The sequence below is a fragment of the uncultured Gimesia sp. genome (assembly GCF_963972345.1).
In the GTDB taxonomy this organism is placed as follows: Bacteria; Planctomycetota; Planctomycetia; order Planctomycetales; family Planctomycetaceae; genus Gimesia.
Genome location: NZ_CAXAVM010000009.1, coordinates 57,650 through 73,707, shown reverse-complemented (window position 1 = coordinate 73,707; position 16,058 = coordinate 57,650). Strand labels below are relative to the sequence as shown.

Here is a 16,058-nt window from a genome sequence, read left to right as displayed (position 1 = left end):
CAGAGCCGGGATCGACATTATTTTTCGGATGAAATCCTGTCACTCATTGCAGCACAACAGTCAACTTCATTACCGGAAGCCGAACACAGACAACGGGCATTGCAGAACTGTATTCAGAAGCTGGATGTCGAGAGCCGGAAACTCATCCAGGACTGCTATCAAGGGAGCCACAGCATCAAAGAAGTGGCTGAACAGACAGGACGTTCCTGCGAGGCACTCTATAAGAAACTTTCTCGCCTGCGTCTGAAGCTTATGGACTGCATGCAACAGACACTCCACTCTGCGGAGATGGGATCATGAACCAGAATACAACGCCTGACAACCAGACGATACGACTGATCGACGCTTTTCTGCAGGGCACTATCAGCGACGAGCAACAGCAGCAGTTGGAACAACTGCTTGCAGCGGATCCCGAACAGCGTCAACTTTATATCGACTACATGCACGTGCATAACGGACTCGCTTCCTGGGCGAACGAAACAACAGCATCGGAAGACTGGATTCCTCAGCCCCCAACGGACAATCCTCCCTCCCCATTGAACACAACCCGCTTTCTATTGATACTGGGTTCTTCACTGATCGCGGCGACACTCCTGCTCTCGCTGGCTTATTATGCCGGCTGGAACACCAGACCCGACAACCTGCCATCCATCGCGGACACTGCCCCGGAAAATCAATCCAATGAAATCAGTACGCCTCAAACAGATCATATCGCTCTGTTAACCCAAGCCGTCGGCGTCGAGTGGGACACCAGCCGTAATCTGCAAGCTGGTGCGGGGCTTTCTGCCGGCTGGCTGAAACTGAAACAGGGCACCATCCAGGTAGAACTGATCAGCGGTGCTTCAATTCTGATCGAAGGCCCGGCGGCGGTAAAACTGATCTCCCCGCTGAAAGCATTCTGCCAATACGGAAAAGTACGCGCGTCTGTCCCCGAACAGGCCCACGGGTTCACGATGGAAACATCCCGGTTAAACGTCGTTGATCTGGGAACCGAGTTTACTCTCTCACTGGATCAGTCCGGCAGCGGACAGGTGCAGGTCATCGACGGTAAAGTAGAACTGCATTCTCCGGACAGCCAGTCAACACAAGCGAACATTCAGAGTTTGACCACCGGGGAAGGAGTACAGTTCAATCAGCGGGGTACAATTGATCGACTTCAGAAAGCAATGTTACCTTTCATCGATTCAGAAGAGCTGTCACAACTGGTCGAACAGCAGCAGGCACAGCAGTTCAAACGCTGGCAGGAACAGAATACCATGCTGAAGGCCGACCCTTCCATCATCGCATATTATGATTTTGAAGAATCATCTAACTGGCTCCGCACCCTCAATAACAAGAGCCAGCAGAAGCCCTCATCGTCTACAAACGGAGCCATCGTCGGCTGTCAGTGGACTTCGGGACGCTGGCCACAAAAACGCAGCCTGGAATTCAAGCGAACCAGCGACCGGGTACGCACTCATATTCCCGGAGAATACCAGTCGCTGACCTTTATGGCCTGGGTCCGTATCGAAGGCTTTGATCGCTGGCTCAGTTCGTTAATGCTGACTGACGGATACAATCCCGGCAACCCGCACTGGCAACTCAGCGACAAAGGCGAAATGATCCTGGGTGTCAAAACGGGGCCCGGCAAGAACTATTTTTCTCCCGTGGTGCTGCAGCCGACCGACCTGGGACGCTGGATCTTTCTGGTGACCGTATATGATCATCAGAAACGGGAAGTCGTACACTACCTGGACGGCGTCGCGGTCAGCCACCATAAAATCGAAAACCCGGTCCCCCTGGTCATCGGCCCTGCTGAGATCGGTAACTGGCGACCGCAGGAACATACGGGGGCCCACTCCATCCGCAGTCTAAACGGGCGTCTGGACGAATTTGCTCTGTTCGGTCGCGCGTTACCTGCTGAAGAAATATTGCAGTTATACCAGTCGGGAAAACCGAATTCCTGATTGATTTCATTTACCAATTGTTGTGACATGGTGATATCCGATGGTCACTCCCTGAATTCTCACCAGCTGGAACTTCCTAACAACGAGGCATTGATGCGAAATCTTCTAATCGCGCTCACAATGATACCGGGAATAGTTTTCACAGACTCTCTCCCGGCAGCAGAAAAGAAAACCGATCTGCCAGCCGACCATGCCCGCCGGATGCAGCAGGGACTGGAGCTCTTCAAAAAAGAAGTCCGTCCCCTGCTCGTTGCCAAATGCCTGAAATGTCATGGAGGCAAATCGATAAAGGGAGATTTCGATCTCTCAAATCGCAAAAAACTGCTGGAAAGTGGCATGATCGACAAGACGGCGAAAGACAGCTACCTGATGGCGCTGGTCGAACACCGTGAAGAACCCTATATGCCTCTCAAAGAACCGAAACTCTCTGAGAAAGAAATTGCCACTCTGTCAAAATGGATTGATCTCGGGGCTCCCTTCGATAAAGCGCTGGCGACATCGGGAGCCGCTGATGATGGAGCAATGCAAGTCAGCAGTGATGACCGGAAATTCTGGTCGTTCCAGCCGCTGCATCAGCCTGCTATTCCCCAGGTGAAACAGAATGAGTGGGCTCATAATAATATCGACCAGTTCATTCTTGCACAGCAACAGGAAAAAGGACTGAGCCCCAATGACGAGGTCAGTAAACGCGTCTATATCCGTCGCGCTTATTTTGATCTGATCGGCCTGCCCCCCACACCGGCAGAAATCGAAGAGTTCCTGGCAGACCAGTCTCCCGATGCTTATGAAAAGTTGATCGACCGGTTACTGGACAGCCCGCATTACAGCGAACGCTGGGCCCGCCACTGGCTGGACATCGCCCGCTTTGCAGAGAGTCACGGCTTCGAACACGATTACGATCGTAATTATGCTTACCATTACCGCGACTTTGTGATCAAAGCCCTAAACCAGGATATGCCCTACGATCAGTTTGTGAAATGGCAGTTGGCCGGTGATGAAATTGACCCGGATAACCCGCTGGCGCTAATGGCAACCGGCTTTCTGGGTGCTGGCGTCTTCCCGACTCAGATTACGGCCAATGAAGTTGAACGCACCCGCTATGACGCGCTCGACGATATGCTCAATACAACCAGCCTGGCCATGCTGGGGCTGAGCGTCGGCTGTGCGCGCTGCCATGATCACAAATTTGATCCTATTCCCGCTAACGACTATTACCGGATGCTTTCCACATTTACGACCACGGTGCGTACGGAAATCGAACTCGACCTGGATCCCGAACAATACCAAAAAGATAAAGCAGTATTCGATCAGGCACACGCGCCGCTGGTCAAAGCATTGCAGGAGTATGAAACGTCATCGGTGGAACCGGCATTCATAAAATGGCTGCAGTCAGGCAAAGCGGCGACAGTTCAGCTTGATGAATGGATTGTACCCGAAGTGATTGGCCATACTTCAAAAGGCAAAGCCCGCTTTGAAAAACTGGACGATGGCTCGGTCCTCGTCAGTGGTCCGAATATCAACCAGGACAGTTATACTTTCACGTTACGTACCAGTGTAAATCCCATCCGGTCCATTCGACTGGAAGCACTCTCACATCGCTCTCTGCCCAAACAGGGTCCGGGTCGTGCGGTCAACGGGAACTTTTCCCTGACTGCCTTCAAAGTCAACGCGAAATCCGTTGAGGATAAAAAAGCGACTGCTGTAGAACTCAAACTCACGAATGCCCGTGCAACGCATGAGCAGAATCAGACCACGCTTTCTGCTGCCAGCGCCATCGACGGCCAATACGGATCGGGCTGGGCCGTCGACCTGGGTGGCATCGGCAAAGATCAGGCAGTCATTTTCGATCTGGAAAAACCACTGGACCAGGCTGGCGAAACCGAACTGACCATCAGCATGTCGTTCACAAACAATGTGAATCACAGTATCGGTCGTCCCCGTTTTTCCGTCAGCAACACCACGGTCTCCGAAATAAAAACCGGCAATGGCAGTCCCGAAGCACTTTCGCAGGCACTGCAATTTGTCCAGGAAGGAAAACCGGAAAAACTGTCCGCAGCTCAGAAAGAAATCTTGAAGCGTCAGTTTGAACAACAGGATCCCCAGTGGATCACTCTGAAAGAGAAAGTCGAAACGCATCTGAAAACCGAGCCGCAACCGGCTTTGACGAAAGTCATGATCTGCAGTGAAGGTCCGGATATTAAACCTGTCCGGCATCATACCCAGGGAAAAGACTTCTTCGAAGAAACCTATCATCTCACACGGGGAGACACGGATCAGAAAGGCAAAGTCGCCAGCCAGGGATTCCTGCAGGTCCTCATGCGTACCCCTCAGCAGGAAGAGTCCTGGATTGAAGCACCTCCCGAATCCGCTACCACATCCTACCGCCGCACTTCGCTGGCGAACTGGATGACCGATACCCAACAGGGCGCAGGGGCGCTGTTGGCACGCGTGATGGCTAATCGACTCTGGCAACATCATATCGGAACGGGAATTGTCGCCACTCCCAACGACTTCGGATTACAGGGAGACCGCCCCACGCATCCCGAGTTGCTGGAATACCTGGCAAATCAACTTATCAAATACGACTGGCAGTTAAAGCCACTCCATAAAGAAATCATGCTGAGCGCCACCTATCGGCAGTCAACGGATTTTGATCCAGCCAAAGCGAAAGTCGATCCGGAGAACAAACGTTACTGGCGACACTCACCGCAACGACTGGAAGGGGAAGTGATCCGCGATGCGATTCTGTATGTGGGCAATCAACTGGACCCGACCATGTATGGCCCCGGATCACTGCAGCAGGACAACCAGCGACGCAGCATCTATTTCAAAATCAAACGCAGCCAGTTGATCCCGATGATGCAGCTCTTTGATGCCCCCGAGGCACTCGTCAGTATCGGCCAACGTTCCAGCACGACCATTGCCCCGCAGGCATTGCTGTTTATGAACGCCGATTTCATCCGGAAGAGCGCCGGTTCATTCGCAGAACGGATTCTTAAACAACATCCGGATTCACTCGAAAAAAACATTCAGAACGCCTACCAGATCGCTTTAGGGAGAAATCCGACAGACAGCGAAACCGCGATCTCGCTCGAGTTTATTCGTCAGCATGAGACGTCCTACCAGAAAGAGAAAAAAGAAAATGCCAGACTGCTGGCGTTAACGGATTTCACTCATGCGTTACTCAGCACCAACGAATTCATCTACCCGAACTGAAGCAACCGTTACACACACGACACCTGCGAAACCGTTATCCAGACGAAGTTCATATTGAGAGGCTTTGAGATGAGACCTTCATCCAGCGAATTACCGACAATTTCACTGAACCAGTTAATGGCCCGCCGACAGTTGCTCAAACGCGCGGGCAGCGGTCTGGGGACACTCGGACTGCTCAGCCTTCTGCAACAGGAGGGAGTGCTGGAACAGTCAGCAGCCGCTCCTTCGATGCAGGCCACCAATCCACTGGCGCCGAAGTCGACTCACTTCCCGCCCAAAGCCAAGGCAGTCATCTGGCTGTTTATCAACGGCGGTCCCAGCCAGGTCGATACCTGGGATTATAAACCCGAACTGGAAAAACGGGATGGAGTCGCGCTGGAAGGTTTCGACAACAAAACCGGCTTCTTTCAGAATTCGGTCGGGCCTCTCATGAAAAGCCCGTTCAAGTTCAAACAGTATGGTGAATCGGGAAAGTGGGTCTCCGAGATTTTCCCGAACATGGCACAACACGTCGACAAAATGGCCTTCATTCACTCAGGTCATACGGAATCGAATAACCACAGCCCTGCCCTGTTTATGATGAATAGCGGACTGCCCAAAATGGGTTACCCCTGTGTCGGTTCCTGGGTCACTTATGGACTCGGTTCTGAAAGTAACAGCCTGCCCGCATTTGTTGTGATGTCCGACCCGCTGGGACGTGGGTTACCCAAAGGACAGAGCCTGAACTGGGGAGCCGGTTTTCTGCCCAGTGTTTACCAGGGAACCTATTTGCGACCGACGGGTGAACCAATTGATAATCTGCAGCCTCCCGCTGTCCTCACCGAAAAAGGACGACAGCGTTCTCAACTGGATTTGCTGAAATCGCTCAATCGTCAGCATCTGCAGCAAAATGACGGTGATCAGGAACTGGCAGCACGCATTGAAAGCTTCGAACTGGCCTACCGGATGCAGAGCGCCGCACCCGAAGCCCTTGATATTGCCCAGGAACCGAAACATCTCCAGGAACAGTATGGGATTGGCAATAAGAAGTGTGAACACTTTGCCAAACAGTGTCTGATTGCACGGCGGATGGTTGAACGGGGCACTCGCTTTGTGCAGATCTATTCCGGCGGCATGGAAAACCAGCGGAGCTGGGATGGCCACTCAGATATCAAAGGCAACCACAGCGGATTCGCTGAAGAAACCGACCAGCCCATCGCAGCATTACTGGCTGACCTGGAAGCGCGGGGCCTGCTCAATGAAACCCTGGTGATCTGGGGTGGTGAATTTGGACGACTGCCCATCGCCCAGAAAGGCGCCACGCCGGGCCGCGATCACAATCCACACGCTTTCACCACCTGGCTGGCAGGGGGCGGAGTCAAAGCGGGAACCAGCTATGGTGCCACCGATGAGATCGGCTTCAAAGCGGCGGAGAATAAAGTCCACGTGAATGACCTGCACGCCACCATTTTGAGACTGCTGGGCATGGATCATGAAAAACTGACTTATCTCTACAGCGGACGACGATTCCGTTTGACGGATGTAGGCGGCCACGTAATCAATGATATTATTGCGTAAGGCAGTTCATTCGTAACAGATACTAAGAGCTCGATTCGGTGGCCTTAAATTTTTTTCGATACTCGGAAGGAGAAATGCCCATCAGGTTCACAAATTGTTTAGTGAAATAACTCTGATCATAAAAGCCCGACTCCAGCGCAATTTCTGAAACCCGTTTTTCGGTTCGTGTCAATGACTGACAGGCGGCGTTGATTCTCACACGTAAAATATATTTCTGGGGGGTGATCTGATACAGTTTTTTGAACTTCCGATCAAACTGACTGACTGACAAATACATCAAGTTCGCCAGATCGGAAATCTGAATCCGTTCCTGGTAATGCTCCAGAACATACGCAATGACTTTATCCAGTTCCTGATACGACTGGAACTCGGTGCCGGCGACTTTAATATCCCGCAGGACACCCGCGACACCGATGACCTTACCACCATCGCCGAAGAGGGGAATTTTGCTGCATAGATACCATTTGAGATTTCCGTGACGGTCGGGAATCAACCAGACCTGATTGGGCAGCGGACTGGCCGACTCCATCACCCGTTGATCTTCAGCCACATATTGTTCTGCAAGATCCTTGGGATGAATGTCAAAGTCGGTTTTACCAATAATGTCTTCTTCGCGGGGAATCGCGCGGATGTCCATCCAGGTGTGACTGATATTTATAAAACGCCCCTGGGCATCCTTCGCGAAAAAGTAGGCATCGGGGATGTAATTAAACAACTCTTCCAGATGGAGCTTGTTATCCAGCCGTTTCAAAAAATCATCACGGAATTTCTGAGAATTGAACATGCGTAAATAATACAAATTTATGCGCGTTTTCTACAAGACGACATTGATCTGAGAGTCTACGATATGCGAAAATAAACGAATCAGCGTTTTTTTAAATGATTTTCGTGGTTCGTCTATTTTCAGTTTCGAAACTGAACCGCAATTCAGAGCTGATAATCCAGGAATCAAATCGACTCTGTGTTGAAATCCATATGATTGGGGTGCATTATGCTGAAGTTTACCGGTCGAGGCACGGCACATACCTGTAGCGGCGTCACACGCAGAGACTTTCTACAGGTGGGAACTCTGGGAGCCATGGGGCTCTCGCTGCCCCAATATCTCGAAGCCAAAGAACAGGGGCTCGTTGATAAAAAAAACGACAATCGTTCCGCGATCATGATTTTCAACCTGGGAGCCCCCAGTCAGTTAGATACTTTTGACATGAAACCGGAGGCCCCGGCAGAAATACGCGGGCCCTTCAAACCGATCAAGACCGCTTCCCCCGATATCGACATCTCCGAGATTCTGCCTCTGCACGCAAAAGTTGCTGACAAGTTCTCGCTCGTGCGTTCCTGCTACCATAATGCAGCTGCCGTGCATGATGCTGGCTGGCAGATGATGCAGACCGGCCGCCTGTTTACCGGCGGTATTAACACTCCCCACATCGGTTCAGTCGTAGATTATCTCCGCGGTCGTAAAACCGATCTGCCGGCGAATGTCGTACTCCCCGAAACCATGGGACGTGGCGGCGGAAATCTTCCTAACGGACAGGCTGGCGGATTCCTGGGAAAAGCACACGACCCATTCGCTTTGATGGCGGATCCTTCTCAACCCAATTTTAAAGTTCCCGACATGCTGCCTCCCAAAGAGATCGGCACTGCCCGCCTGGAACGACGTAAAAAAATCCGCGAAGTCGTGGACGATACAATCAATTATTTTGAATCAACGGAAGACGCGAAACTCCTTAATGGAAACTTCCATTCCGCCTACCGGCTGATGACCAGTAAGGAAGCCCGCGAAGCCTTCGAACTCTCGAAAGAACCCAAAAAAGTCCGCGAACGATACGGTATGAACCGCTTCGGGCAATGCTGCCTGCTGGCACGGCGACTGGTCGAATCCGGCGTGCGGTTTGTTACCATCAATACGTTCCTGACTGTCTTTAATGAAGTTACCTGGGATATCCACGGTTCCAAGCCGTTCACCTCGATTGAAGGTATGAAAAATATTGTGGCCCCCATGTATGACCAGGCTTACAGCGCCCTGATCGAAGATTTGTACGATCGAGGCATGCTGGATGAAACCCTGGTCTGTAATGTGGCTGAATTCGGAAGAACACCCAAAGTCAATCCCGCAGGAGGCCGGGATCACTGGCCTCAATGTTTCACCTGTTACTTTGCCGGCGGTGGAGTTCAGGGGGGACGCGTGGTGGGCAGCAGCGATCCCATTGGCGGTGTTCCCGCTGATCAGCCTGTCTCCCCCGGTGATCTGGCAGCCACCGTTTATCACAGCCTGGGCTTTGATCTGCATACGGTTCTGCCCGGTCCTTCAGGCCGTCCCTTCCCCATTGTGGATGTGGGCAAGCATGAAATCCGTGAGCTGTTTTAAACGACCTTGAATCAGCCGATCACTCCTGCTGATCAAAATATATAATGCGATGAAACGAATCGTGAGCCAGAGCAGGCGCTGTCGTCTGCCTGGACCACTTGTTTTACATCCCTCGATTCCTCACGCGACTTCCATTAAATTTCAGTAAGAGAAGTGCTCGATGTCTTACCCGAAACAAATAAACCGATTTAGTCTCCTGATCTGCCTGCTGGTTTTCTTGAGTTCCAGTCTGGTTCAGAAATCCATTTCGGCAGCAGAATCCAGCAATCGAATGGTACTGCTGCCAGAACAGATTCAGCTCAACAGCAGGGAAGCGCGGCATGGTCTGTTAATCCAGCAAATGACCAATGGTGAAATCTCCGGTCCGGTCAGAGACAAAGTGACACTGGCTTCGAGTAATCCGGATGTCGTAATCATCAGCGACTCCATACTGGTCCCGGTCGGGAATGGAACCGCAGTGATTACAGCACGCTCAGGTAAGCAGGAAGCGAAGAGTACCGTCACTGTCTCGGGGATCGAAATTCCCCATGCGTGGAGTTTTCGGAACGATGTGCAACCGATCCTGACCAAGGCCGGTTGCAATTCAGGCCCCTGTCACGGTGCGCTTGCCGGAAAAGGGGGATTTCGCCTCTCGCTCAAAGCCTATGATGTCCTCGGCGATTATTACACCATCGCTAAACAGTCGCGGGGCAGGCGGATTGAACTTTCCGATCCGGCACGCAGCCTGGTTTTGATCAAGCCCACCGGAGCCGTTCCCCATAAAGGGGGCGTGCGTTTCGAAACGGATTCGCCTGAATACCGTATTCTGTCAGAATGGATCGCTCAGGGAGCAACGGCACCAGAAAAAGTCGATCCTGTAATTGAACGCCTGGAAGTCTTACCCAGTCGCTCGATTCTTACGAAAGGACAGACACAGCATATTCTCGTTCAGGCACACTACTCGGATCAGTCTGTCCGTGATGTGACGCGCTGGACCAGCTTTTCCTCAGTGAATGAAAGTGTCGCTTCGGTTGATGCAGCAGGCACCATCCAGGTCACTGGATACGGCGAAGGAGCCATCGTCTGTAATTATTCCAGTAAAATCGCGATTTCAAAAATCACCTCGCCCTATCCGCAGGAAATTGCTCCTGAAACCTATGCAAAATCACCCCGAAATAATTTTATTGATGAACTGGTCATCAAACAGTTGAAACGCCTGAACCTGCCCCCTTCCCCCCAGTCGAATGACGCCGACTTCATCCGCCGCGCGTATGTCGATACGATCGGTACACTGCCCACCCCGGAAGAAGTTCAGGCTTTTGTTACGGATCAGAGTCAGGATAAACGAAACCAGCTGATCAATCGTCTGCTGGACCGTCCGGATTTTATCGACTACTGGACTTACAAATGGTCTGACCTGCTGCTGGTGAATGGAGCCCTGATCAGACCCGAGCCCGTCAAAGCCTATCATGGCTGGATTCGCGAGCACGTGAAACAGAATACTCCCTGGGATAAAATGGTGCGTGAACTGATCACCTCCCAGGGCAGCAGTATTGAAAACGGGGCGACCAACTTTTATGCCATCCACCAGGATCCGGAATCGATGACAGAAAATGTCAGCCAGGCATTTCTGGGTCTGTCGATTGGCTGCGCCAAATGTCACAATCATCCTCTCGAAAAATGGACCAACAACCAGTACTACGCGATGGCCAATTTCTTCTCCCGCGTTCGTGCGAAAGGCTGGGGGGGCGCGCAAAGTGCCGGCGATGGCATACGCACCCTGTTTGTTGCCACTGAAGGGGATCTGGTCCAACCCCTCACGGGAAAACCACAACCGCCAACGCCGCTGGACGGCACGCCGATCGACATCGATTCACCCGAAGACCGCCGCGTTTACCTGGCTGAGTGGCTGACTTCGAAAGACAACGACTTTTTCAGCCGCGCGATTACAAATCGTGTCTGGGCAAATTATTTCGGTGTAGGACTGGTGGAAGCAGTCGATGATATGCGGGAATCCAACCCGGCCAGCAATGAAGAACTTTTAGCAGCTGCTTCCGACTATCTGGTGGATCATGACTTTGATCTGAAAGCATTAATGAAAATCATTCTTCAGTCCGCCGCTTATCAGCGCAGCAGTCAACCACTCCCCGAGAATAAGGATGAGAAACGCTTTTATTCCCGTTACTATCCCCGTCGCATGATGGCGGAAGTCCTGCTGGATGCGATTTCGCAGGTGACCGATGTCCCCTCAGAATTCACAATGTACTATGAGCCGAACCCTCAGAAAACCGACTTCTATCCCAAGGGAACCCGGGCGATTCAGCTGTACGACTCCTCGGTTATTTCGTACTTCCTGAAAACGTTTGGTCGTAACGAAAGAATGATTACCTGTGAATGCGAGCGGACGGAAGAACCCACCATGGTTCAGGTGCTGCATCTGACTAACGGGGATACAATCAATAACAAACTCAAAGACAAAGCCAGCCGCGTCACAAAAATGCTGGATGCGAAAAAATCAGATAAAGAACTGATTGCAGAAATTTATCTGCTCTGTCTTTCCCGTCAGCCGACAGCGGAAGAACAAAACAAGCTGTTGCAAGTCCTCCAGGAGACTCCGCCCGCCGAGAAACGCCAGGCAGTGGAAGATCTGTTCTGGGGCGTCCTCAGCAGCCGCGAATTTCTGTTCAACCATTGATCGACTGCTGAACTCATTCTCATACTGATCTTCTCATACTGATCGAGATTTTTCTATTAAAGCGCCGACTTGAGGTCTCTGATGATAAACGTTCCTGAAAAACTGATGTTGCTCTGTTCGCTCTGCCTGCTGGTCAGTCTGCCTGACTCACTGAGTGCTGCAGAAAAACAGGTAGATTACCCGAAACAGATCGCGCCTCTGTTCCGCAAATACTGTGAAGGCTGTCACAGTGTGGATGATCCCGAAGGGAAATTTGCTATCGACTCCTATCAGGGACTGCTCAAAGGGGGCAAGCATGGACCGGCAGTCTTACCCGGCGACAGCGGAAGCAGCCGACTGATCCGCATGATCAAGGGGGAAGCCAAACCAGTCATGCCGCCGGAAGACAGTGGCGAAAAACTGACCGACACTGAAATAGCCCTGTTGGTGGAATGGGTCAATCAGGGAGCCAAAGGCCCCTCGGGAGCAGAACCCGCTCGGATGGAATTGATGGTGCCTGACATTGCTCCGGCGAAATCAGCAGAAAAGCCGATCACCTCACTCGCCTGGTCCGACGCGAATCAGTTAAAGGCAGTGGCGCGTTTTGAAGAAGTACAACTTCAAGGCAAATCCGCGAATCAGAGTCAGAAATTGCAGGGGCTTCCCGGTAAAGTCAATTCTGTGCAATTCACCACCGATGGCAAATGGATGATCACGGCTTCGGGAACCACCGGTTTATTTGGTCAGGCCGCAATCTGGGATGTCGCCACCGGTAAGAAGCTGCAGGAATTCTCAGGACATAAAGACGTTCTGTATGCGGCTCAAATCAGCCCAGATAAAAAATGGCTGGCGACAGGCAGTTACGATCATAACATTCTTCTCTGGGACGTCGCCACGGGAAAACAGGTCCGTGCTCTGACCGGCCATAACGGTGCGATTTTCGACTTGGCTTTCAGTCCGGACAGCAGCACTCTGGCCAGTGCTTCTGCTGACGCCACCGTGAAAGTCTGGCAGGTTTCCTCGGGACAGCGACTGGACACCCTCAGCCAGCCCCTCAAGGAGCAGTATTCGGTCACCTTCAGTCCGGATGGCAATTTCATCCTCGCCGCGGGCGCTGACAACCGGATCCGCAAATGGCGACTGATTTCCCGGACCTCTGCAAAAATCAACCCTTTAATCTACGCCCGCTTTGCGCATGAGAGCCCGGTCACACAAATAGCTCTCTCCCCAGACGGCAAACTGCTGGCCTCCATCTCTGATGATCAGTCGCTGAAAATCTGGGATGCCGGCCAGTTGCTGCTGTTGAACGTCAAAGAAAACCTGCCTGCCCTCCCGACCTCGGTCGTGTTTTCCCCTGATTCCAAAGAGACTCTCGTGGGTTACAGCAACGGCCTGCTAGAGACGATCCGGTTACCGGAACAGCTCTCTTCTCCAGCAGCCGAAACACAAAACACAACAGCGGTAGCCAGCAGCAAGTTAAGCATCCCGGCCGATCCGCCTGTCAAAACCGTCTCGCTCAAAGAACAGGAACCCAATAACCAGCCGGTCGATGCCACGAAACTGGATGCAGCTGCGGTCGTGGTCAGTGGAGTCATCTCCTCAGAAAAGCCAGAGCAGCCCGATCTGGATCTGTATCGCTTCGAATCCAAGGCAGGCCAGGAATGGCTCATTGAAACAAATGCGGCCCGCAAGAAATCCAAACTCGATTCCAAAATTGAAGTCCTCGATGCAGAAGGCAAGCAGATCCCCCGGGTTCTGCTGCGAGCTGTTCGCGATTCCTATTTCACTTTTCGCGGTAAGGATTCGAATATCGTCAATGATTTCCGTATTCAGAACTGGCAGGAAATGGAATTGAATGAATACCTGTACTGCAACGGTGAAGTGGTCAAACTCTGGCTCTACCCGCGTGGTCCCGATTCAGGATTTAACGTCTATCCCGGCAGTGGCGGAAAACGCTACACCTATTTTGGAACCAGCCCAATTACTCACGCGCTGCATGAACCCTGCTACATCGTGGAACCCCATCCGGTCGGCACGGAACTCCCCCCCAACGGACTCCCCGTTTTTACCGTCTATTATGAAAATAATGATGACGGCAGACGGGAACTGGGTGACGATTCAAGGCTGATTTTCAAAGCTCCCCGGGATGGTAGCTACTATGTACGCGTCTCTGATGTTCGAGGATTTCAGGGGAAAGACTTTCATTACGATCTGACCGTTCGTCCCCGCCAGCCCGACTTCAAAGTGACCCTTCAAGGAGCCAATCCCAAGGTCAACGCCGGCAGTGGAAAAGAAATCGAAGTCGTCGCAGATCGCATCGACGGCTTTGATGGCCCCATTCGAGTCGATATTGCCGATGTCCCCCCCGGTTTTCATGTCACCAGCCCGCTGATTATCCAGGCAGGACACGACCGGGCATACGGCGTCGTTTCCGCGGATCCCGTCCCCGAGACTTCAGGCCCGCTGGTCGCTCCGCAGCCCGATGACAGTCGCTATCAGTCTGTTTCGGTTACCGCAACGGCAAAAATCGGCGGCAAAGATATCACTCATCCCGTGAATCCACTGGGGCAGATCAGACTGCTCGAAAAACCAAAACTGATTATTCGTATGGTGACAATGGACACCAACAAACTGGATGTCGCCGGAGACAACATTGCCGAATTCCCCGACAAACCCATTGAATTGACTATCCATCCCGGCGAGACAATTTCAGCCCGGGTGCTGCTGTTGCGAAATGGATACCAGGGAGTCGTCGGTTTCGGTCGTGAGTACGCAGGTCGCAATCTGCCCCACGGCGTCTATGTGGATAACATCGGGTTGAATGGTCTTTTACTTCTGGACAACCAGAATGAACGGACATTTTATCTGACCGCCGCCAAGTGGGTCCCTGAAACAACGCGATTGTTTCATCTGCGAGCCGACCAGGAAGGCAACCAGACATCCATCCCGGTACTCCTGCACGTGAAACACAAAGACAAACTGGCTACCAGTTCGAACCAGAGACCAGCAGAGAGAGTGAAGTGATTCTATACCTGAACGCTCTATCTGGCTAACTGCTGAGATGGGTCAGCATTCAAATCCGGCAGGGGTGCGTGGGGATAAGCGACGGGTTGGTAACGAATCGCCAGTTCGGGAGTTTCCAGCTTTTGACCGTCCTGAAGTCGTGAGGTCAGAGCCCGGTCGAGAATACCACTGGTTAACAATGTTCGTTCGACAGGATAGCTGGGACGGCCCGTGTGGATCATGCGTTCGATACTCTTTAACAGATACGCAAAGTGCGGATGTGCCGGTTCGGTTCGTTCTTCAAACTGAGTGGCGACAGGTTTCGCTTGCCCCTTGAGCGTGAGCGCAACCGAAGTACGATTCACCGACTGCAACATGAACAAGGCCCCCACGAACCCGTCGTTGTACTTGAAAAGAAACAGTCCGGCGTCCGGATCATCTCGCACATCCCCCTGTCTTACTTTGGGAACTGCTGCCAGGGCGGCATCGAAGACATCCCGGGATACGAAGCCATCATCAAGAACCTTCCACATGGCGTCCCCTTCTAAATATTGCACCCACTCCACACCACTTTCTGCCCCCTGTCGTCTCTCGACCAGGCATTGAAAACACTCGAGTGCATGAAAGCCATACCTGTCGAGTTCGGAATAGCCGATTCCCACCGCAGCTTCGATTTCCGATCCCGGCGGTATATCGAGTTCGGGTTTCCGATATGTCAGGGGAAGTGATGAGCCAGCCATGAAGGGAACCTGCATTTCCTGAGCACGATCATACATCCATTTTGCATCAGCCCAGACGGGGCCTGGATGTTTGTCATTAAAGACAGGGACAACGCGGTTGTATTTCTGAAAGGTATCGGTGATCTCTTTGAAAAAACGACGACGTGGATACAGCTGTTGCCCTTTGTCATTAAGGGGATAGTCGCCATGTTCGCCGATGCTGATCACGCCATCAACGGGAATCCGGTCTGTTCCAACCGTAACTGCTTTTTCGATTGAATCAAAGATCGGTACATTATATTTCGCAGCCATTTTACGGGACAGATCCTGATCGGAAACCTGATCCACATACAGAGAAGATAACTTTAAAGCCGGCCCGGTTGCACCATCCTGCTTCCAACCTTCCAGAATTTTCCCAATCAGCACATCGCTATGTGTTATCGGTTCGTAGATGGATACCACCGCGGCAACGGACTTCATTTTGACTGACTTTGCAGAAGCCGCCAGCGCACGCTGAGACATGGCACCACAGGCGGCTACCCCTGCCAGCCAGTCTCTGCGAGTCATCATTCTGGGATTCTTCATCGTTTCACTTT

General features: G+C 52.1%; 9 protein-coding genes. 7 read left to right on the top strand and 2 right to left on the bottom strand.

Annotated elements, in window-relative coordinates:
* From AACZ40_RS02910 to AACZ40_RS02895, 4 genes are all read left to right on the top strand, one after another.
* On the top strand, positions 1–300 hold a 300-nt coding region (locus tag AACZ40_RS02910; RefSeq protein WP_339673198.1), incomplete at its 5' end, for a sigma factor-like helix-turn-helix DNA-binding protein.
* Entirely contained in the window at positions 297–1,946 is a 1,650-nt protein-coding gene (locus AACZ40_RS02905; RefSeq protein WP_291176950.1) for a LamG domain-containing protein, read from the top strand. The genes AACZ40_RS02910 and AACZ40_RS02905, both read left to right, overlap by 4 nt.
* Positions 1,947–2,039: 93 nt before the next feature.
* The gene (locus AACZ40_RS02900; RefSeq protein WP_339673194.1) at positions 2,040–5,162 is read left to right on the top strand and encodes a DUF1549 and DUF1553 domain-containing protein; all 3,123 of its coding nucleotides are present in this window, start codon (positions 2,040–2,042) and stop codon (positions 5,160–5,162) included.
* 69 nt (positions 5,163–5,231) lie between these two features.
* Entirely contained in the window at positions 5,232–6,719 is a 1,488-nt protein-coding gene (locus AACZ40_RS02895) for a DUF1501 domain-containing protein (RefSeq protein ID WP_291176945.1), read from the top strand.
* Between the two features lie 22 nt (positions 6,720–6,741).
* Here the strand turns inward: AACZ40_RS02895 and AACZ40_RS02890 are convergent, their stop codons facing one another.
* The gene (locus AACZ40_RS02890; protein WP_291176941.1) at positions 6,742–7,503 is read right to left on the bottom strand and encodes an AraC family transcriptional regulator; all 762 of its coding nucleotides are present in this window, start codon (positions 7,501–7,503) and stop codon (positions 6,742–6,744) included.
* Positions 7,504–7,710: 207 nt separating this feature from the next.
* On the opposite strand from AACZ40_RS02890, the gene AACZ40_RS02885 reads away from it, so the two are divergent.
* From AACZ40_RS02885 to AACZ40_RS02875, 3 genes are all read left to right on the top strand, one after another.
* Positions 7,711–9,087: a DUF1501 domain-containing protein gene (locus AACZ40_RS02885; RefSeq protein ID WP_291176938.1), complete on the top strand. Its 1,377-nt coding sequence runs from the start codon at positions 7,711–7,713 to the stop codon at positions 9,085–9,087.
* A 160-nt stretch (positions 9,088–9,247) separates the two neighbouring features.
* Positions 9,248–11,761 carry a DUF1553 domain-containing protein gene (locus AACZ40_RS02880; RefSeq protein ID WP_291176935.1) on the top strand — a complete coding sequence of 838 codons (2,514 nt, stop codon included), beginning with the start codon at positions 9,248–9,250 and terminating at the stop codon, positions 11,759–11,761.
* Between the two features lie 81 nt (positions 11,762–11,842).
* Positions 11,843–14,764 (top strand): c-type cytochrome domain-containing protein, encoded by a 2,922-nt coding sequence (locus AACZ40_RS02875; protein ID WP_291176932.1) that lies wholly within the window; start codon positions 11,843–11,845, stop codon positions 14,762–14,764.
* 17 nt (positions 14,765–14,781) lie between these two features.
* Here the strand turns inward: AACZ40_RS02875 and AACZ40_RS02870 are convergent, their stop codons facing one another.
* Positions 14,782–16,032, bottom strand: coding sequence for a hypothetical protein (locus tag AACZ40_RS02870; protein WP_291176929.1), 1,251 nt, complete (start codon positions 16,030–16,032; stop codon positions 14,782–14,784).
* Positions 16,033–16,058 lie beyond the last annotated feature (26 nt).

What these genes read in the sequence shown, in the direction of transcription:
- AACZ40_RS02905 (WP_291176950.1), top strand. Translation starts at nt 297, where the DNA reads ATGAACCAGAATACAACGCCTGACAACCAGACGATACGACTGATCGAC.
- AACZ40_RS02880 (WP_291176935.1), top strand. Translation starts at nt 9,248, where the DNA reads ATGTCTTACCCGAAACAAATAAACCGATTTAGTCTCCTGATCTGCCTG.
- AACZ40_RS02885 (WP_291176938.1), top strand. Translation starts at nt 7,711, where the DNA reads ATGCTGAAGTTTACCGGTCGAGGCACGGCACATACCTGTAGCGGCGTC.
- AACZ40_RS02895 (WP_291176945.1), top strand. Translation starts at nt 5,232, where the DNA reads ATGAGACCTTCATCCAGCGAATTACCGACAATTTCACTGAACCAGTTA.
- AACZ40_RS02900 (WP_339673194.1), top strand. Translation starts at nt 2,040, where the DNA reads ATGCGAAATCTTCTAATCGCGCTCACAATGATACCGGGAATAGTTTTC.
- AACZ40_RS02875 (WP_291176932.1), top strand. Translation starts at nt 11,843, where the DNA reads ATGATAAACGTTCCTGAAAAACTGATGTTGCTCTGTTCGCTCTGCCTG.
- AACZ40_RS02890 (WP_291176941.1), bottom strand. Translation starts at nt 7,503, where the DNA reads ATGTTCAATTCTCAGAAATTCCGTGATGATTTTTTGAAACGGCTGGAT.
- AACZ40_RS02870 (WP_291176929.1), bottom strand. Translation starts at nt 16,032, where the DNA reads ATGATGACTCGCAGAGACTGGCTGGCAGGGGTAGCCGCCTGTGGTGCC.